16 protein-coding genes are annotated in these 17,703 nt (G+C 63.7%); 9 read left to right on the top strand and 7 right to left on the bottom strand.

Annotation, left to right across the window (positions count from 1 at the left end; genetic code table 11):
- Window positions 1–49 precede the first annotated feature (49 nt).
- The 4 genes from lspA to ACNFIC_RS21015 form a co-directional block, all read right to left on the bottom strand.
- Entirely contained in the window at window positions 50–538 is a 489-nt protein-coding gene (gene lspA / locus ACNFIC_RS21030; RefSeq protein ID WP_416781843.1) for a signal peptidase II, read from the bottom strand.
- Window positions 539–696: 158 nt separating this feature from the next.
- Window positions 697–1,941 carry a saccharopine dehydrogenase family protein gene (locus tag ACNFIC_RS21025; RefSeq protein WP_416781842.1) on the bottom strand — a complete coding sequence of 415 codons (1,245 nt, stop codon included), beginning with the start codon at window positions 1,939–1,941 and terminating at the stop codon, window positions 697–699.
- Window positions 1,942–1,976: 35 nt separating this feature from the next.
- Window positions 1,977–3,074 carry a carboxynorspermidine decarboxylase gene (gene nspC, locus ACNFIC_RS21020; RefSeq protein ID WP_138221035.1) on the bottom strand — a complete coding sequence of 366 codons (1,098 nt, stop codon included), beginning with the start codon at window positions 3,072–3,074 and terminating at the stop codon, window positions 1,977–1,979.
- 188 nt (window positions 3,075–3,262) lie between these two features.
- Window positions 3,263–3,856: a helix-turn-helix domain-containing protein gene (locus ACNFIC_RS21015; protein WP_138221036.1), complete on the bottom strand. Its 594-nt coding sequence runs from the start codon at window positions 3,854–3,856 to the stop codon at window positions 3,263–3,265.
- A 289-nt stretch (window positions 3,857–4,145) separates the two neighbouring features.
- Here ACNFIC_RS21015 and glnT point away from each other — a divergent pair, with 289 nt between their 5' ends.
- The 7 genes from glnT to ACNFIC_RS20980 all read left to right on the top strand — a co-directional run bounded on the left by glnT (window position 4,146) and on the right by ACNFIC_RS20980 (window position 12,113).
- The gene (gene glnT / locus ACNFIC_RS21010) at window positions 4,146–5,480 is read left to right on the top strand and encodes a type III glutamate--ammonia ligase (RefSeq protein WP_416781841.1); all 1,335 of its coding nucleotides are present in this window, start codon (window positions 4,146–4,148) and stop codon (window positions 5,478–5,480) included.
- A gap of 127 nt (window positions 5,481–5,607) precedes the next feature.
- Window positions 5,608–6,513, top strand: coding sequence for a class II glutamine amidotransferase (locus ACNFIC_RS21005; RefSeq protein WP_138221038.1), 906 nt, complete (start codon window positions 5,608–5,610; stop codon window positions 6,511–6,513).
- 28 nt (window positions 6,514–6,541) lie between these two features.
- Entirely contained in the window at window positions 6,542–7,216 is a 675-nt protein-coding gene (locus ACNFIC_RS21000; protein ID WP_138221039.1) for a protein glxC, read from the top strand.
- A 15-nt stretch (window positions 7,217–7,231) separates the two neighbouring features.
- Entirely contained in the window at window positions 7,232–8,557 is a 1,326-nt protein-coding gene (locus ACNFIC_RS20995) for an FMN-binding glutamate synthase family protein (RefSeq protein WP_138221040.1), read from the top strand.
- 404 nt (window positions 8,558–8,961) lie between these two features.
- Window positions 8,962–10,263 carry an ammonium transporter gene (locus ACNFIC_RS20990; RefSeq protein ID WP_416781839.1) on the top strand — a complete coding sequence of 434 codons (1,302 nt, stop codon included), beginning with the start codon at window positions 8,962–8,964 and terminating at the stop codon, window positions 10,261–10,263.
- A gap of 148 nt (window positions 10,264–10,411) precedes the next feature.
- Window positions 10,412–11,317, top strand: coding sequence for a LysR substrate-binding domain-containing protein (locus ACNFIC_RS20985; protein WP_416781923.1), 906 nt, complete (start codon window positions 10,412–10,414; stop codon window positions 11,315–11,317).
- A 91-nt stretch (window positions 11,318–11,408) separates the two neighbouring features.
- Entirely contained in the window at window positions 11,409–12,113 is a 705-nt protein-coding gene (locus ACNFIC_RS20980; protein ID WP_138221042.1) for an SDR family oxidoreductase, read from the top strand.
- 28 nt (window positions 12,114–12,141) lie between these two features.
- Here the strand turns inward: ACNFIC_RS20980 and nhaB are convergent, their stop codons facing one another.
- Window positions 12,142–13,644, bottom strand: a complete 1,503-nt coding sequence (nhaB, locus tag ACNFIC_RS20975; protein ID WP_416781838.1) for a sodium/proton antiporter NhaB — start codon at window positions 13,642–13,644, stop codon at window positions 12,142–12,144.
- A gap of 151 nt (window positions 13,645–13,795) precedes the next feature.
- Between nhaB and ACNFIC_RS20970 the strand changes: the two genes are divergently transcribed.
- Complete coding sequence (locus tag ACNFIC_RS20970) at window positions 13,796–14,608, top strand: crotonase/enoyl-CoA hydratase family protein (protein WP_138221044.1); 813 nt, start codon at window positions 13,796–13,798, stop codon at window positions 14,606–14,608.
- A gap of 33 nt (window positions 14,609–14,641) precedes the next feature.
- On the top strand, window positions 14,642–15,472 hold the full coding sequence (nudC, locus tag ACNFIC_RS20965) for an NAD(+) diphosphatase (protein ID WP_138221045.1): 831 nt from the start codon (window positions 14,642–14,644) through the stop codon (window positions 15,470–15,472).
- Here the strand turns inward: nudC and ACNFIC_RS20960 are convergent.
- The gene (locus ACNFIC_RS20960; RefSeq protein ID WP_138221046.1) at window positions 15,440–16,219 is read right to left on the bottom strand and encodes a TSUP family transporter; all 780 of its coding nucleotides are present in this window, start codon (window positions 16,217–16,219) and stop codon (window positions 15,440–15,442) included. The genes nudC and ACNFIC_RS20960 overlap by 33 nt on opposite strands.
- 131 nt (window positions 16,220–16,350) lie before the next feature.
- Window positions 16,351–17,700, bottom strand: a complete 1,350-nt coding sequence (locus ACNFIC_RS20955; RefSeq protein WP_416781836.1) for a glutamine synthetase family protein — start codon at window positions 17,698–17,700, stop codon at window positions 16,351–16,353.
- Window positions 17,701–17,703 lie beyond the last annotated feature (3 nt).

The raw sequence follows: 17,703 nt of genomic DNA, 5'->3' as shown, positions 1-17,703 counted from the left end.
AACCGGTTACGTATGAAGATCAACGACCTGAGGTTGGTCGCCAGTCAATTTAGCGCTGCTCGGACTTCTTCATACCGGTCCACAGCAGCACCCCGGCACCGGCCATGATGGCAATATCGGCCAGGTTGAACACACCGGTATGCAGGGGCCCGACGTTGAATACCAGGTAATCGACCACATGGCCGTCACGGCTGACCCGGTCGATCAGGTTGGACAACCCGCCCATCGCGATGAAATAGGCCGCGCCGGCCTTGAGCGGAGTCGCTTGCCAATGGCGCAGGGCCCAGACGATGGCCCACACGCACACCACACCCACGGCGACCACGAAGATCAGTTGCTTGAGGCCCGGCGATAGGCTCGCGCCCAGGCTGAGGAACGCACCAGGGTTGAGGCTCAGCGTCATGTCCAGCCACAGCTGCTGGTTGCCGAAGGCGTAGCTGCGGCTTTTCAGGGCCACCAGGGCGATGAGCTTGACCCACTGGTCGAGCAGGATGAAAGCGACACCCAGCATCAGGGTGAGGGTACGGCTGGAGAGCATGCGGCGGTTCCTTGGCGTGGCCGGTATGGCAGCGCGGCGAAGATAGCGCAGGCGGGTTGAGACTTAAAGCTCGGCACCCGGGCCAACGCGCGGGTCTAGAGCGGGCCTGGAAAACACAAGGGGCGCCCTCAGGCGCCCCTTGTGCATACGGCGGTGACTCAGGCTTCAGCGTCCCACGGACGATCGCCTTTTTCATCCTTGACGCGGGTTGGCAGGCCCATCACGTCCAGCGCCTTGAGGAACGGCTCGGCCGGCAGTTCTTCGACGTTGACCATGCGCCCAGCGTCCCATTCTCCACGCGCCACCAGCAGCGCGGCGGCGACGGGCGGCACACCTGCGGTGTAGGAGATGCCCTGGCTGTCGGTCTCGGCGTAGGCCTCTTCGTGGTCAGCCACGTTGTAGATGAACACTTCGCGCGGCTGGCCATCCTTGGTGCCCTTGACCAGGTCGCCGATGCAGGTCTTGCCGGTGTAGCCCGGGGCCAGCGAGGCGGGATCGGGCAGCACGGCCTTGACCACTTTCAGCGGGACCACTTCCAGACCTTCGGCAGTCTTCACCGGCTGCTCGGAAAGCAGGCCGAGGTTCTTCAGTACGGTGAACACATTGATGTAGTGCTCGCCGAAGCTCATCCAGAAACGCACGTTCGGCACGTTCAGGTTTTTCGAGATCGAGTGCACTTCATCGTGACCGGTCAGGTAGAGGTTCTGCGAACCTACCACCGGCAGGTCGTCGGTACGCTTGACCTCGAACATGGTGTTGCTGGTCCACTGGCTGTTCTGCCAGCTCCACACTTGCCCGGTGAACTCACGGAAGTTGATTTCCGGGTCGAAGTTGGTGGCGAAGTACTTGCCGTGGGAGCCGGCATTGACGTCGAGGATGTCGATCGAGTCAATCTGGTCGAAGTACTGTTGCTGCGCGAGTTTCGCGTAGCTGTTCACCACACCCGGGTCGAAACCGACGCCGAGAATGGCGGTAATGTTCTTGTGTTGGCACTCTTCGAGGTGTTTCCACTCGTAGTTGCCGTACCACGGCGGGGTCTCGCAGATCTTGCCCGGCTCTTCGTGGATGGCGGTATCGAGATAAGCGACACCGGTATCGATGCAGGCACGCAGCACCGACATGTTGAGGAAGGCGGACCCGACGTTGATCACGATCTGCGATTCGGTCTCGCGGATCAGTGCCTTGGTCGCCTCGACATCGAGGGCATTGAGCGAGAAGGCCTGGATGTCGGCGGGTACCTTGAGGCTACCCTTGGCCTTGACGCTGTCGATGATGGCCTGGCATTTGGAGATGTTCCGTGACGCAATGGCAATACGACCGAGTTCGTCGTTATGCTGTGCGCACTTGTGGGCCACCACCTTGGCGACACCTCCTGCACCAATGATAAGAACGTTCTTCTTCAATTTACCTGTTGCTCCTTACTTAAAAGACCTGTCCGTCAGGACAGGCTGGAAACGTAGTCTTCGAAACCGAACTCGCGCACCACTTCGACGCTGCCGTCGAGCTGCTTGACCGCGATGGCGGGCATTTTCAGGCCGTTGAACCAGTTCTTCTTGACCATGGTGTAACCGGCGGTGTCGATGAACGACAGGCGATCGCCAATGGCCAACGGTTTGTCGAACTGGTACTCACCGAAGATATCGCCAGCCAGGCACGACTTGCCGCAGACCATGTAGGTGTGCTCGCCAGCGTTGGGGGCCATCTTGGCGTTCAGGCGGTAGATCAGCAGATCGAGCAGGTGCGCTTCGATCGAGCTGTCGACCACGGCCAGGTGTTTGCCGTTGTACAGGGTGTCGAGTACGGTCACTTCCAGCGAGGCGCTGTTAGTGATGGCCGCTTCACCCGGCTCTAGGTACACCTGCACGCCGTACTTCTCGGCAAAGCCCTTGAGGCGTGCGCAGAAGGCATCGACATCGTAGCCTTCGCCGGTGAAGTGGATGCCGCCACCCAGGCTGACCCACTGGACCTTGTGCAGCAGGTGGCCGAAGCGTTCTTCAATGTGCGACAGCATCTTGTCGAACAGGCCGAAGTCGCCGTTCTCGCAGTTGTTGTGGAACATGAAGCCGGAGATCTGCTCGATCACCTGCTCGATCTTTGCAGGGTCCCATTCGCCCAGGCGGCTGAACGGACGCGCAGGGTCGGCCAGCAGGTAGTCGGAACTGCTCACCTGCGGGTTAACGCGCAGGCCGCGCACTTTGCCCTCGGACTGCTCGGCGAAGCGTTGCAGTTGGCCGATGGAGTTGAAGATGATCTTGTCGCAGTTCTCGAGCATCTCTTCGACTTCATCGTCGGCCCAGGCCACGCTGTAGGCATGGGTTTCGCCTGCGAATTTCTGACGGCCAAGCTTGAGTTCGAACAGCGAAGACGAAGTGGTGCCGTCCATGTACTGCTGCATCAGGTCGAACACCGACCAGGTGGCGAAGCACTTGAGGGCGAGCAGGGCCTTGGCCCCGGACTGCTGGCGCACATAGGCAATCTTTTCCATGTTGCCCAGCAGCTTTTGTTTATCGATGAGGTAGTACGGCGTCTTGATCATTTAAAGGCCCCCGGCCAGGCCGGCCAAAAAAAGGACACGCATTGTGCCTTCACTTGCCGCACTGCGAAAGGGCGCGGGGCGCTTTTCGTCTGAGTTGCGGCGTGCTCAGGCCCGGTGGTGGCCGGCGGGGTCATTTGAACAGGGTAATGTGACCGTTCAAGCGGTTAGGGGGAACCTGATGAACGCGTTCACTCATTGCCGTAGTTCATGATCGACAACAGCCGGATCGGCACCTGCACCAGCTTCTCCGGCCCATGCGGCGTCTCGCCGTCGAAGGTCAGGCTGTCGCCGGCCTGCATCGGATACAGCTGGTTGCCGTGGCGATATACCAACTCGCCCTCCAGCAGGTGCAGGAACTCGGTGCCGGGGTGGGCGAAGGTCGGGAATTCCTCGCTGGCGTCATCCATGCTCACCATGTAGGCCTCGAAGTGCTTCTTCGGGCCTCGGGCGTGGTTGAGCAGGTGGTAGGTGTGGCCTTTCTCGGTGCCGCGGCGCACCACCTCCAGGCCTTCACCGGCCTTGACCAACAGGGCGTTGCCGTCGGGCTGGTCGTACTGGCTGAACAGCTTGGCCATCGGCATGCCGAGTACATCGCACAGGCGGCTCAGGGTGTCGAGGCTGGTGGACACCTGGGCGTTCTCGATCTTGCTGAGCATGCCCTGGCTGATGCCGGCAATGCGCGCCACGTCGGCGAGCTTGAGTGACTGCGCCTGACGCTGGCGCTTGATCTGCATGCCCAGGTATTGCTCCAGGCGTAGACGTGGTTCGGTCTCGGTCGACATTCGGTGTCCTGCACGGTTTCAGTTCAAGAATATAGTTTTCGCACTGGGAAAGTGCGCGGGTTTCCTCGTGTGAAAAGGAGTTTCCCACAAATACAGCAGAAAAACTCTTGGACGTTATTGCCATGCAAGCCAGCTCCCACCTAGGCCAGAGCGCCCCTGGGGGGGAGGCCTGCGGTGCGATGCGCAAAGTTGGCAAGCCCATTGCATTCCTGTGATGAAAGTAAGTTTCCTTAATGGAAATTAACACCGGCCCAACCTTGCTGTGCCCTTACCCAGGAGTGATCACCCCATGTTGCCAGCAGAAACCCAGCGCATCATCGACCAGTTCGGCATCAAGTACGTGCTGGCGCAGTTCGTCGATATCCACGGTTCGGCGAAGACCAAGTCGGTGCCGGTCTCGGGCCTGAAGATGGTGGCCGAGGAGGGCGCAGGCTTTGCCGGCTTCGCCATCTGCGGCATGGGCATGCAGCCCCATGGGCCGGATTTCATGGCCCGGGGCGATCTCGGTACGCTGATCCCGGTGCCGTGGCAGCCGGGCTACGGTCGGGTGGTGTGCGTTGGCCATGTGGGCGGCAAGCCCTGGCCCTACGACAGCCGCCACGTGTTGCAGCAGCAGGTGCAGCGCCTGGCCGACAAGGGCTGGACGCTGAACACCGGCCTTGAACCGGAATTCAGCCTGTTCCGCCGCGACGAGGCCGGCAAGCTGCAACTGGTGGACGCCTCGGACAACCTCGACAAGCCCTGCTACGACTACAAGGGCCTGTCGCGTTCGCGGCTGTTCCTCGAACGCCTCACCGAGGCCCTGCAACCGGTCGGTTTCGACATCTATCAGATCGACCACGAGGACGCCAACGGCCAGTTCGAGATCAACTACACCTACAGCGATGCGCTGGAGTCCGCTGACCGCTTCACCTTCTTCCGCATGGCTGCCGGCGAGATCGCCAACGACCTGGGGATGATCTGCTCGTTCATGCCCAAGCCCGATCCCAAGCGTGCTGGCAATGGCATGCACTTCCACTTGTCGCTGGCCAGCAGCACCAACAGGAACCTGTTCCACGACCCGGCCGACAGCAGCGGCATGGGCCTGTCCAAGCTCGCCTATCACTTCGCCGCAGGCCTGCTGGCCCACGGCCCAGCCCTGTGTGCCTTTGCCGCGCCCACGGTCAACTCCTACAAGCGCCTGGTGGTAGGGCGGTCGCTGTCCGGCGCGACCTGGGCGCCGGCGTTCGTCACCTACGGCGCCAACAACCGCTCGGCGATGGTGCGCATCCCTTATGGGCGTCTGGAGTTCCGCCTGCCCGATGCCGGCTGCAACCCCTACCTGGTCACCGCCGCGATCATCGCAGCCGGCCTGGATGGCATCGATCGCCAGTTGGAGCCGGGCGAGATGTGCAACGAGAACCTCTACACCCTGAGCCTCGAAGAAATCGCTGCGCGTGGCATCAAGACCCTGCCGCAGTCGCTCAAGGAAGCCGCCGACGCGCTGGAGGCCGACCCGTTGTTCCGCGAGGTGCTTGGCGCCGAGATCGTCGATGAGTTCATCACGCTCAAGCGCATGGAGTGGGTGGAGTACAGCCGCCACGTCTCGGACTGGGAAATCCAGCGGTACACCGAGTTTTTCTGAGCAGCAAGCTTCAAGCCGCAAGCTGCAAGAGCAGGGCAGTGTGCGGCGAACACCAATATCCCGTTCAACACCGACAACATGCAGCTTGCCGCTTACCGCTTGCTGCCGAACGTAGTGAGGCCCTTATATGTGTGGAATCGTAGGTCTGTACCTGAAGAAACCCGAGCTGGAATCCCAGCTCGGCAAGCTCTTCGAACCCATGCTCCAAGCCATGACCGACCGTGGTCCCGACAGCGCAGGCTTTGCCATCTACGGTGACGAGGTCGCCGCTGACTGGGTCAAACTGACCCTACAGGCCACGCATGCCGATTACCCGTGGGCCGAGCTGATGGGCCAGCTCGAAGGCCGCCTGGCGTGCTCGCTGGACTGGTTCCAGAACGCCAGCGCTGCCGTGCTCAAGCTGCACACCAGCGAGGCCGCTGCCCGCGAGGCACTGGCCGAACTCGCCCCGCAGGTGCGCATCATGAGCGCTGGGCAGAGCATCGAGATCCTCAAGGGCATGGGCCTGCCGTCGGAGATTTCCAGCCGCTTCGGCCTGGCCGGCATGAAAGGCAGCCACATCATCGGGCATACCCGCATGGCCACCGAAAGTGCAGTGACCATGGAAGGCAGCCACCCGTTCTCGACGGGTGCCGACCTGTGCCTGGTGCACAACGGCTCGTTGTCCAACCACTTTCGCCTGCGTCAGGAACTCAAGCGCGAAGGCATCAGCTTCGAGACTGACAACGACACCGAAGTGGCCGCCGGCTACCTCACCTGGCGCCTGCAGCAGGGCGACAGCCTGGCCCAGGCCCTGGACGGTGCGCTTGAAGACCTGGACGGCTTCTTCACCTTCGCCATCGGCACCCGCAATGGCTTTGCCGTGATCCGCGACCCGATTGCCTGCAAGCCGGCCGTGCTGGCCGAAACCGACGACTACGTGGCCATGGCCTCGGAATACCAGGCCTTGGCCAGTCTGCCGGGTATCGACAAGGCCAAGGTCTGGGAACCGGCTCCGGCCACCCTGTACGTCTGGGAGCGCGAAAGCGCCTGAGCTGCCACCGAATCCACTGGAGAATCTTATGAAGACGATCGACCTTTCCAGCACTTCGGTGCGTGTCCTCAACCAGTCCCTGCACGGCGACGTGCAAGACAGCGAGTGGCAGGTGACCCACCCCGACGGCAAGCACAACTTGGCGGTGGGCATCAACGCACCGGTGTCGGTGGATATCGACGGGCATGCTGGCTACTACTGCGCCGGCATGAACCAGCAGGCCAGCATTACCGTGCACGGCAATGTCGGTGTGGGCGTGGCCGAGAACATGATGTCCGGCTCGGTGCGCATCAAGGGCAGTGCTTCCCAGGCCGCTGGCGCCACCGCCCATGGCGGCTTGCTGGTGATCGAGGGTGATGCGGGCGCGCGTTGCGGCATTTCGATGAAGGGCGTGGACATCGTGGTCGGCGGCAGCATTGGCCACATGAGCTGCTTCATGGGGCAGGCCGGGCGCCTGGTGGTGTGCGGCGATGCCGGCGATGCCTTGGGCGACTCGCTGTACGAGGTGCGTATCTACGTCAAGGGCACGGTCAAGTCGCTGGGCTCGGACTGCATCGAAAAAGAGATGCGTGCCGAACACCTGCAAGAGCTGCAAGCGCTGCTGAACACGGCCGGCCTCGCGCACAAGGCGGCTGACTTCAAGCGCTACGGCTCGGCCCGTCAGCTGTACAACTTCAAAGTCGACAACGCCAGCGCGTACTGATCCAGGAGCAACCCCATGAGCGAAAAATTCCCCCCGGTACTGCGTGAGTCGGCCACCTTCGATCGCTTGACCATTCAAGAGATCCAGCGCGCCGCCGAAACCGGCATCTACGACATCCGCGGCGGCGGCACCAAGCGCCGAGTCCCGCATTTCGACGACCTGCTGCTGCTCGGCGCCAGCGTGTCGCGCTACCCGCTGGAAGGCTACCGTGAAAAGTGCGGCACCGACGTGGTGCTGGGCAATCGCTTCGCGAAGAAGCCGATCCACCTGAAGATCCCGGTGACCATCGCCGGCATGAGCTTCGGCGCGCTGTCGGCCAATGCCAAGGAGGCCCTGGGCCGTGGTGCCAGCATCGCCGGCACCAGCACCACCACCGGCGACGGCGGCATGACCCCGGAGGAGCGTGGTCAGTCGCAGCATCTGGTGTACCAGTACCTGCCGTCGCGCTACGGGATGAACCCCGACGACCTGCGCAAGGCCGACGCCATCGAGATCGTCCTCGGCCAGGGCGCCAAGCCTGGCGGTGGCGGCATGTTGCTGGGCATGAAGGTCACCGAGCGTGTCGCCGGTATGCGCACCTTGCCGATTGGTGTCGACCAGCGCAGCGCCTGCCGTCACCCGGACTGGACCGGCCCGGACGACCTGGCAATCAAGATCGCCGAGCTGCGCGAGATCACCGACTGGGAAAAACCGATCTACGTGAAGATCGGCGCCAGCCGCCCGTATTACGACGTCAAACTAGCGGTGAAGGCTGGCGCCGATGTGATCGTGCTCGACGGCATGCAGGGCGGTACTGCGGCGACTCAGGAAGTGTTCATCGAGCACGTCGGCATTCCGATCCTGCCCGCCATCCCGCAGGCCGTGCAGGCCCTGCAGGAGATGGGCATGCACCGCAAGGTGCAACTGATCGTCTCCGGCGGGATTCGCAATGGCGCTGACGTGGCCAAGGCCATGGCCCTGGGCGCGGATGCGGTGGCCATCGGCACTGCGGCGCTGATCGCCCTCGGTGACAACCACCCGCGTCTGGATGCCCAACTCAAGGAGATCGGCTCGGCCGCAGGCTTCTATGATGACTGGCAGAACGGCCGCGACCCGGCCGGCATCACGACTCAGGACCCAGAGCTGGCCAAGCGCCTGAACCCCGAAGAGGCTGGCCGGCGCCTGGCCAACTACCTGCGCGTGCTGGTGCTGGAGGCGCAGACCATGGCGCGCGCCTGCGGCAAGTCGCACCTGCACAACCTTGACCCAGAGGATTTGGTCGCGCTGACCGTCGAGGCGGCGGCCATGGCGCGGGTGCCGCTGGCAGGGACGGCTTGGGTGCCGGGGCAGGCGCAGTACTAGCGCATCGCTGATCGGGCCGCTTTGCGGCCCTTTGCAGCCAGTCCTGTCGGTGCAGTGCTTGATTCACACGAGATCCTGTGGGAGATCACCCAGCCCTTAGGGCTGCGCTGTCGCGCAGAGAACTGATTTCGCAAGCGCGCCACGTACCCTGTGGGGGCTTTAGCCGCGAACACCGGCCAAGCCGGTGCCATACATCGAGTTGCCTGTTTCGCGGTGGTCCGGCACTCCGGTAAACCCGCTCCCACAGGTCCCTGCTAAATCAACAAGTTATGTGTAGTTCTATAGGAACGGGCTTGCCCGTGCCAGGCGCCGCGACCCCCGCTAGGCGCGGCATTGCCGGGCCGCTCGCAAAGCGCTGCAACGCCACCTCAAAGGTTCATCTCGATCACACAGGAGTGCCCCGCATGAAGCTGTTTCTTGCTGTTGTGTCGTGCTTGCTCGCCACCCAGGTCCACGCCGCCGAGGCCACCCTCGACACCGGCAATACCGCCTGGATGATCTGCGCTGCGATGTTCGTGCTGATGATGTGTATTCCGGGCCTGGCACTGTTTTATGGCGGCATGGTGCGGGTCAAGAACTTCCTCTCGGTGTTCACCCAGCTGTTCGCCGTGGCCGGGGTCATCGGTATCCTCTGGGTGCTGTTCGGCTACAGCCTGGTGGTGAGCACTGCGGGCATGTTCGAGGGGCAATTGACCCTCAACAGTTTCGTCGGTGGGCTGGACAAGGCGCTGATGCTCGACATCGGCCACGACAGCCTGGTGGGCAGCATTCCCGAAGGGGTGTTCGCGGTGTTCCAGCTGACGTTTGCCATCATCACGCCCGCGCTGATCGCTGGCGGGTTTGCCGAGCGCATGAAGTTCAGCGCCTCGTTGCTGTTCATGGGCACCTGGTTCGTGCTGGTGTATGCGCCCATCGCGCATATGGTGTGGGGCGGGCCGGGGGCGTTGATGGTCAATTGGGGCGTGCTCGACTTCGCTGGCGGCACCGCCGTGCACATCAACTCAGGTGTCGCGGCCCTGGCGGCGGCGCTGATGCTGGGCAAGCGCAAAGGCTACCCACACGTGGCGATGCCGCCGCATAACCTGGGGTTCACCCTGGTGGGGGCGGGGCTGTTGTGGGTGGGCTGGTTCGGCTTCAACGTCGGCTCGGGCCTTGCCGCCAACCAGGGCGCCGGCGTGGTGATGCTGGCGACCATGATCGCCGCCTGCGCCGGTATCGTCGGCTGGCTGCTCAGCGAAACCGTCATGCTTGGCCGACCCACCGCGCTGGGCGCGGCATCCGGCGCACTCGCCGGGCTGGTGGGCATCACCCCGGCATGTGCGTTCGTCGGACCTTTGGGGGCGCTGGCGATCGGTTTGCTGACTGGGGCCGCGTGCTTTTTCGCCGTGACCCGCCTCAAGCAGGCGCTGGGGTATGACGACAGCCTCGATGTGTTCGGCTTGCATGGGGTTGGCGGTATCGTCGGCGCCTTGCTCACTGGCGTATTTGCAGCGCCTGCGCTGGGTGGCTATGTGGAGGGCGTGAGGCCGCTGGCTCAGTTGCTGGTTCAGCTCAAGGGCGTGGCGTTCACCTTCGTGTATTGCTTCGTGGTGAGCTGGGCGATCCTTGGGGCGATCAAGTTGGTCATCGGCCTGCGCGCCTCGCGCGAGGATGAAGAGCAGGGGTTGGACCTGGCGGAGCACAACGAACGTGCCTATAACCTGTGATTCAGCCACCCACTTCTGGCCCGCGCAAGCCAAGGCTTGCCGGCTTAGTCGATGGCCTGCGAGGCCTGCCGAGCATGCCTGAGGCTTTCTTCTGGGGCCATCAAGGGGTAGCCTCGCCTGATCATTGGCCAAGCGTATTTCCATCGCCATGCCCGAAGGTTTTTCCTCGCTGCCCTCGCTCAATGCCCTGCGCATGTTCGAGGTAGTGGCACGGCACCTGAATTTTCGCCTCGCGGCCGACGAACTGGGCGTTACCCAAGCCGCCGTGGCTCAGCAGATTCGCGGGCTGGAGGCGAGTCTTGAGATCCGTCTGTTCGAGCGCCTGGCCCGTGGTCTGGCGCTGACCGATGCGGGGCGTAGCTATAGTACGAGCGTGCGCGGTGCCCTGGCGATCATCGATGATGCCACCCGCCGGTTGCGCCCGATGCCTGGGCACCTTACCGTCAGCGTCACGCCTACCTTTGCCTCGAAATGGCTGATCCCGCGGCTTGGGGATTTCGCCGACACCAACCCGGACATCGATCTGCGCTTGCTGGCTACCGACCGCTTGTCCCACTTTCATACCGATGCCGTTGACCTGGCGGTGCGCTACGGCGAGCCACCTTTCGGCGCTGGGCTGAATGCCGAACCGTTGATGCAGCAGCGCGTGATTGCGGTGGCCAGCCCAACGCTGCTGGCCGACAAGGGACGGCCCGCTACCTTCGAAGCACTGCAAGGGTTCGTCGCGTTGCACGATGCCCATGACTTCTGGCCGGCGTTTAGCGCGGCCCTGTTTCCGGGACATGCGCAGCCTACTGCCCGCAATCTGCGCTTCAATCAGACTTCGCTGGCCATAGAGGCAGCCGTGGCCGGGCAGGGCATCACCCTGGCGAGCCTGGCGTTCGTAAAGGCCGATCTTGACGCCGGCCGGCTGGTGCAGGTGTTTCCCCTGCAACTGCAATTGGACAAGGCGTTCTACCTGGTGTGGCCACGCAAGGCGCAGCAGACCGCCACGTTGCAGGTGGTCCGGGATTGGCTCAAGCAGCAGGCAGCCGATAGTCAAACTACTGGCTGAGGAAAGCTCGGCTGGCTCCCTCGCCCTTGCTGCGGCTGCTAGTTTCTTCTCTCGGATGGGTACATTCCTACACGGTTTATCGGGAGGCAGCATGTCAGTACAAAAAGTGGCAATCATCACCGCTGGCGGCAGTGGTATGGGCGCAGCGGCAGCGCGACGTCTGGCAGCGGAGGGTTTCAAGGTCGGTATCCTGTCATCTTCGGGCAAAGGCGAAGCGCTGGCCGGCGAGCTCGGCGGTATCGGGGTGACCGGCAGCAACCAGGTGGTGGAGGACTTGCAGCGCCTGGTGGAGGCGGTCATGGCCAGGTGGGGCCGGATCGATGTGCTGGTCAACAGTGCCGGCCACGGGCCGCGTGCGCCGATCCTGGAAATCAGCGACGCAGACTGGCACACGGGCATGGAGGTCTATCTGCTCAACGTGATCCGCCCGGCGCGCCTGGTGACGCCGATCATGCAGCAGCAAAAGGGCGGTGTGATCATCAATATCTCCACCGCCTGGGCCTTCGAGCCCAGCGACCTGTTCCCCACTTCGGCGGTGTTTCGCTCGGGCCTGGCGGCGTTCAGCAAGATCTTCGCTGACACGTATGCTGCCGACAACGTGCGCATCAACAACGTGCTGCCTGGCTGGATCGACAGCCTGCCAGCCACCGAGCAACGCCGCGACAGTGTGCCGCTCAAGCGCTACGGCACTGGCGAGGAGGTCGCCGCGACCATCGCCTTCCTGGCCAGCGAAGGCGCGGCCTACATCACCGGGCAAAACATCAAGGTCGACGGAGGGCTGACCCGCGGTGTCTGACTGCACCGCGAGCGCCGCTGTGGAGGGCTTACAGCCAGTGGGTCACTGCCCACCAGCCCAGGCCACCCATCACCACGGTGTACGGTAGTGCCATCCATACCATGCGCCCGTATGACAAGCGCACCAGCGGGGCAATCGCCGAGGTCAGCAGGAACAGGAACGCTGCCTGCCCATTAGGTGTCGCAACGCTGGGCAGGTTGGTGCCGGTGTTGATGGCCACCGCCAGGGTCTCGAAGTGCTCGCGGCTCATGGCGCCGTCGAGAAACGCCTGCTTGACCTCGGTGATGTAGATGGTCGCGACGAACACGTTGTCGCTGATCGCCGACAACAGGCCGTTGGCCAGGTACAGCATGCCCGGTTGCTGATCGCCCGGCAGCGCCAGCACCCAGGCGATCAGGGGGCTGAACAACTGCTGTTGGTGAATCACCGCGACCACCGCGAAGAACACCACCAACAGCGCGGTGAACGGCATGGCGTCCTGGAAGGCGCGGCCCAGGCGGTGCTCATCGGTGATGCCGGTGAACGCGGTGATCAGCACGATCACCAGCAGGCCGATCAGCCCCACCTCGGCCAGGTGCAGGCCCAGGCAGACGATCAGGATCAGTGCCGCCAGCCCCTGCACCAGCAGGGCCAGGCGCTGCGCGGCGGTACGTGCGGCATCGTCTTCGGCAGCGCACGCGCTCAAGACCTGACGCACGCGTTCAGGCATCAGTGTGCCATAGCCGAACAGGCGCAGCTTTTCCAGCAGCACGCAGGTCACCAGGCCTGCGGCCAGCACTGGCATCGACACGGGCGCGACCTTCGAGAAAAACTCGGCAAAGTGCCAGCCCATCTCGTGGCCGATCAGCAGGTTCTGTGGCTCGCCCACCAGGGTGCACACCCCGCCCAGGGCGGTGCCCACTGCGCCGTGCATCAGCAAGCTGCGCAGGAAGGCTCGGAACTGCTCGAGGTCTTCGCGGTGCAGTGCGCCGAGCTGATGGTCGCTGTCGAGCGCCGAGTCTGCGCGAGGGTCGTTGCCAGAGGCGACCCGGTGGTAGATGGCATAGAAACCCACGGCTGCGCCGATGATCACCGCGGTCACGGTCAGGGCGTCGAGAAATGCCGACAGAAACGCCGACAGCACGCAGAACAGCAGGGCCAGCAGCGCCTTGCTGCGCACCCCCAGCAGGATGCGGGTGAACAGGAACAGCAGCAGCTCCTTCATGAAGTGAATGCCCGCGACCATGAACATCAGCAGCAGGATGACCGGAAAATTGTGTTGCAGCTCCTCGTACAGCGTCTCGGGGGTGGTCATGCGCAGCAGTAGCGCCTCGACCAGCAGCAGCCCGCCGGGCATTAGCGGATAGCACTTGAGTGCCATCCCCAAGGTAAAGATGAACTGCACCACCACTACCCAGCCGGTGGCCACCGGTCCGAGGGTCGCCAGCAGTAGCGGGTTGAGCACCAGGAACAGGGCGATGACGGTCTTGTACCAACCCGGGGATTGGCCCAGGAAACTGTGGGCGAGGGCGCCGGTCAGGGAGCGGGGCATGAAAATGTATCCTTTTGATTCAGCAGTGCCGCACGGTGCCGCAAGCGGCGTCGCGGTGCAACCGGTGCAGTCCCGTTTTTGGCAGACGTACGGCCTTGACGGTGCGCTAACATTCAGCCGAAGAACCCTTCTCGCCACAGGAGTGTCGCCCGTGACCGAATACACCGCATTCAAGGTGGAACTGACCGATAACATTGCTCACGTTCAGATCAACCGCCCGGAAAAGATCAACGCGATGAACGCCGCGTTCTGGAGCGAAATCATCGATATCTTCCGTTGGATCGACGACACCGACGCGGTGCGGGCGGTGGTGATCAGCGGCGCTGGCAAACACTTCTCCTCCGGCATCGACCTGATGATGCTGGCCTCGCTTGCCGGGCAGATGGGCAAGGACGTGGGCCGTAACGCTCGCCTGCTGCGCAGCACCATCTTGCGCCTGCAAGGCTCGTTCAATGCCGTGGACAACTGCCGCAAGCCGGTACTGGCGGCGATTCAAGGCTATTGCATCGGCGGTGCGATCGACCTGGTCTCAGCCTGCGACATGCGTTACTGCGCGCGCGACGCGCAGTTCTCGATCAAGGAAATCGACATGGGCATGGCCGCCGATGTCGGCACCCTGCAACGTTTGCCGCGTATCATCGGCGACGGCATTCTGCGCGAGCTGGCTTACACCGGCCGTACGGTCCAGGCCGAAGAAGCGCTGCGCATCGGTCTGGTCAACCGGGTTTACGATGACTCGGCGGCGCTGCTGGACGGGGTCTTTGCCATTGCCCGCGAAATTGCCGCAAAATCACCGGTCGCCGTGGCCGGCACCAAGCAGATGCTCAGCTACATGCGCGACCATCGCATCGACGATGGCCTGGAGTACATCGCCACTTGGAACGCCGCCATGTTGCAGTCCGAAGACTTGCGGGTGGCCGTGGCCGCCCACATGAGCAAACAGCAACCGACGTTCGCCGACTGACCGCTGCGGCGGGCGTCCTTTAGGGGCAGCACCATGTCAGCACGCTGGACAACCGCAGTACTCGACCCGCAGATCGCCGGAGGGCTTGCCGTGGCCCGTAGCCCGGAGGGGTTTCTGTTCGACGCCAACGGTGCGTTGTTCCCCCGCGATTGGCTCAAGCGCCAGGGCCTGGACGTGCTCTGCGAGCACGGTATCGGCCACTTCGAGGGTGAGGCGGTGTTCCTGCTCGAACTGCGCAGCGCCGCCGAGGTGCCGGGCTGTGCCTGGCAAGGGCTGAGGCGTTTCATGCTCGAAGGCGATTTCGATACCTACAAAGTGCTCGGCTACGCCGCGCAAATCGGCACCTGGGCCCGCGAGCACCGGTTTTGTGGCAGTTGCGGCCAGCCGATGAGCCAGATTCAGTGGGAGCGGGCCATGCACTGCCAGCGCTGCGACCTGCGCAGCTACCCGCGCATTTCGCCGAGCATGATCGTGCTGGTCACCCGTGGCGACGAGGTGCTGCTGGCCCGCTCGCCGCGTTTTGTCACTGGCGTCTACAGCACCCTGGCGGGCTTTGCCGAGCCAGGCGAGTCGGCCGAGGATTGCCTGGTGCGCGAGGTGCGCGAAGAGGTGGCGGTGCAGGTGAAGAACATCCAGTACGTTGGCAGCCAGTGCTGGCCATTCCCGCACTCGATGATGCTGGGCTTCCATGCCGAATACGCTGGCGGTGACATCGTGATGCAGCCGGACGAGATCGAGGACGCGCAATGGTTCAACGTGCACGACCTGCCGCCGCTGCCGGCCGGGCGCTCCATCGCCCGTTACCTGATCGACCTGTATGTGGCGCGGCGCTTAGGCCTGCCCGAACCAGTGCTGCCACGCTAGGCGTACGGTCAGGGCCAGCACCACGGTGATGAACACCGGGCGGATGAACTTGCTGCCGCCGCTGATCGCCGTGCGTGCGCCGAAGAACGCACCGACCATCACCGACAGGCCCATGCACAGGCCAACGATGTAGTCGACCTGCCCGGAAATGATGAACACCGTCAGCGCCGCGATGTTGCTGACGAAGTTCATGCTGCGCGCCACGCCGCTGGCGCGTACCAGGTCGATGGGATAGAGCAGCAGTGTGCTGACGGTCCAGAACGCGCCGGTGCCTGGGCCGGCGACGCCGTCGTAGAAGCCCAGGGTGAAGCCTTGCGGCGCCTGCCATTTCTTCTTGATCGGAGCATCGGCGTCCAGCGGCGCCTTGGGCGTGCCGCCGAACAGCAAGTAGATGCCACAGGCGAAGACAATGACCGGCAGCATCTTGTTCAGCCACTCGGCCGGCATGTAGTGGGCGATCACCGCACCCAGCAGCGCCCCCACCAGCGTGGCGAACAGCGCCGGGCGCCACTGCGCTGGATCGAACAGCTTGCGCCGGTAGTAGGTGAAGCCAGCGGTGGCTGAGCCGAAGGTGGAACTGAGCTTGTTGGTCCCCAGTACCAGATGCGGCGGCATGCCGGCGGTGAGCAGGGCGGGGGTGGTCAACAGCCCGCCACCGCCGGCGATGGCATCGATGAAACCGGCGACGAAGGCGACCAAGGCGAGGATCAGCAGGGTGAGAGGTTCTACGGTGAGTTCGAAAGGCATGGGGTTCAGGCAGGCAGGACGGCAGGGGGCGGCAATGGCCGCGCGCGAAGGCAGACATGGTAATCCTGGCGCGTGCGGGTTGCCAGTGCCGGTGCCTGGCGGGTGGCGCTGAGAAGCGGCCGGCGCTGCGGCTAGAGGAACCAGCGATACTCCCGTGCACTGACTTCATGCAGGAACGCCAGGTGGTCCTGGCGCTTGTTTTCGCAGTACACCATCACGAACTCCTTGCCCAACCCCTGGCTGACTGCCGGATGACCGCGCATGGCCGCCACGGCGCCGGGCATGTCCTTGGGAAAGTCGATGCCGCTGGTGCGGTCCTGGTTGAGCGGCGCGATGGGTTCCTGCGCCGCGTCGAGGCCGTGCTCCATGCCGCACAGAATCGCCGCCAGCACCAGATAGGGGTTGGCGTCGGCGCCGGCCAGGCGGTGCTCGATGCGCAGGTTGCGTGCATCGGACTCGGGGATGCGGATGCACGCATCGCGGTCCTCGAAACCCCAGCTGGCGCGGCTGGCGGCGTTGACCATGGCGCCGTAGCGGCGAAATGCGTTGTGGTTGGGCGCGAAGATCGGCATGCAGTGCGGTAGCAGTGCCAGGCAGCCGGCCACGGCGTGACGCAAGGGGCGCTGTTGGTCGGCGGCCAGCAGGTTGTTGCCGAGCGCATCGAACAGGCTGACGTGCACATGCATGCCGCTGCCGGGGGCGTCCAGGTAAGGTTTGCTCATGAACGAAGCGCGCAGGCCGTGCTTGAGCGCGACACCACGGGTGCTGCGGCAGAACATCGCCGCCCAGTCGGCGGCGCGCAGGCCGTCGTCGCAATGGTTGAAGTTGATCTCGAACTGCCCTGGCCCCAGCTCGGCGGTGATCACGTTGGCATCCACCCCCTGGGCGTTGGCGCTGGTGACCATGTCGTGCAGCACGTCCGAGAAGCGCGACAGGCGCTCGATGTGCATGTTCGGCTGATCATCCGGGTCGTGGCTGAACGGATCGCGGGGGAACTGCGGCAGGCCGTCTTTCAGGGCGCGGTCGAACAGGTAGAACTCCAGTTCGAAGGCTACCACCGGGCGGATGCCGCGTTGTTCCAGGCGTTGCAGTACCCGGGCCAGGACCTCGCGGGGCTCGAACTCAATGGGGGCGGCAGTGCCGTCGGAGCTGATCAGCATCTGCCCCAGCGGCTCGCGCTCCCAGGTCACCGGTTTCAGGGTGCCGGGCACCAGACGCCGTGGGGCGTCCGGGTCGCCGTCGCCGAAGCAGTAGTCGCCAATCGGAAACAACCCGCCCTGGGTGCCCAGCAGCACGCAGTTCTGCGGCAGTTTCAGGGGGCTGCCAGCGGCGACTTTCTCGAGCATGTCGATGGGGTAGCGCTTACCGTAGAAATGCCCGGGGATATCCAGGCTGATCAGGTCGACATAGCGCACAGCGGGATGCTGCAAGCGAAAGGCGCGGACTTCGTCGAGCAAGGTGGCGTTCGTTGTCTGTGTCATTGC

The sequence above is a fragment of the Pseudomonas sp. NY15463 genome, from assembly GCF_048068415.1.
Lineage (GTDB): Bacteria > Pseudomonadota > Gammaproteobacteria > Pseudomonadales > Pseudomonadaceae > Aquipseudomonas > Aquipseudomonas mosselii_C.
Note: the sequence above shows the minus strand (reverse complement) of the source record. Positions and strands in the feature narration are given on the sequence as shown.

Excerpts from the sequence above, each read along its gene's own strand:
- ACNFIC_RS20995 (WP_138221040.1), top strand. The coding sequence starts at position 7,232 with ATGAGCGAAAAATTCCCCCCGGTACTGCGTGAGTCGGCCACCTTCGAT.
- ACNFIC_RS21005 (WP_138221038.1), top strand. The coding sequence starts at position 5,608 with ATGTGTGGAATCGTAGGTCTGTACCTGAAGAAACCCGAGCTGGAATCC.
- nhaB (WP_416781838.1), bottom strand. The coding sequence starts at position 13,644 with ATGCCCCGCTCCCTGACCGGCGCCCTCGCCCACAGTTTCCTGGGCCAA.
- ACNFIC_RS20985 (WP_416781923.1), top strand. The coding sequence starts at position 10,412 with ATGCCCGAAGGTTTTTCCTCGCTGCCCTCGCTCAATGCCCTGCGCATG.
- ACNFIC_RS20990 (WP_416781839.1), top strand. The coding sequence starts at position 8,962 with ATGAAGCTGTTTCTTGCTGTTGTGTCGTGCTTGCTCGCCACCCAGGTC.
- ACNFIC_RS20960 (WP_138221046.1), bottom strand. The coding sequence starts at position 16,219 with ATGCCTTTCGAACTCACCGTAGAACCTCTCACCCTGCTGATCCTCGCC.
- ACNFIC_RS20955 (WP_416781836.1), bottom strand. The coding sequence starts at position 17,700 with ATGACACAGACAACGAACGCCACCTTGCTCGACGAAGTCCGCGCCTTT.
- ACNFIC_RS21000 (WP_138221039.1), top strand. The coding sequence starts at position 6,542 with ATGAAGACGATCGACCTTTCCAGCACTTCGGTGCGTGTCCTCAACCAG.
- ACNFIC_RS20980 (WP_138221042.1), top strand. The coding sequence starts at position 11,409 with ATGTCAGTACAAAAAGTGGCAATCATCACCGCTGGCGGCAGTGGTATG.
- lspA (WP_416781843.1), bottom strand. The coding sequence starts at position 538 with ATGCTCTCCAGCCGTACCCTCACCCTGATGCTGGGTGTCGCTTTCATC.
- nudC (WP_138221045.1), top strand. The coding sequence starts at position 14,642 with ATGTCAGCACGCTGGACAACCGCAGTACTCGACCCGCAGATCGCCGGA.
- nspC (WP_138221035.1), bottom strand. The coding sequence starts at position 3,074 with ATGATCAAGACGCCGTACTACCTCATCGATAAACAAAAGCTGCTGGGC.
- ACNFIC_RS21015 (WP_138221036.1), bottom strand. The coding sequence starts at position 3,856 with ATGTCGACCGAGACCGAACCACGTCTACGCCTGGAGCAATACCTGGGC.
- glnT (WP_416781841.1), top strand. The coding sequence starts at position 4,146 with ATGTTGCCAGCAGAAACCCAGCGCATCATCGACCAGTTCGGCATCAAG.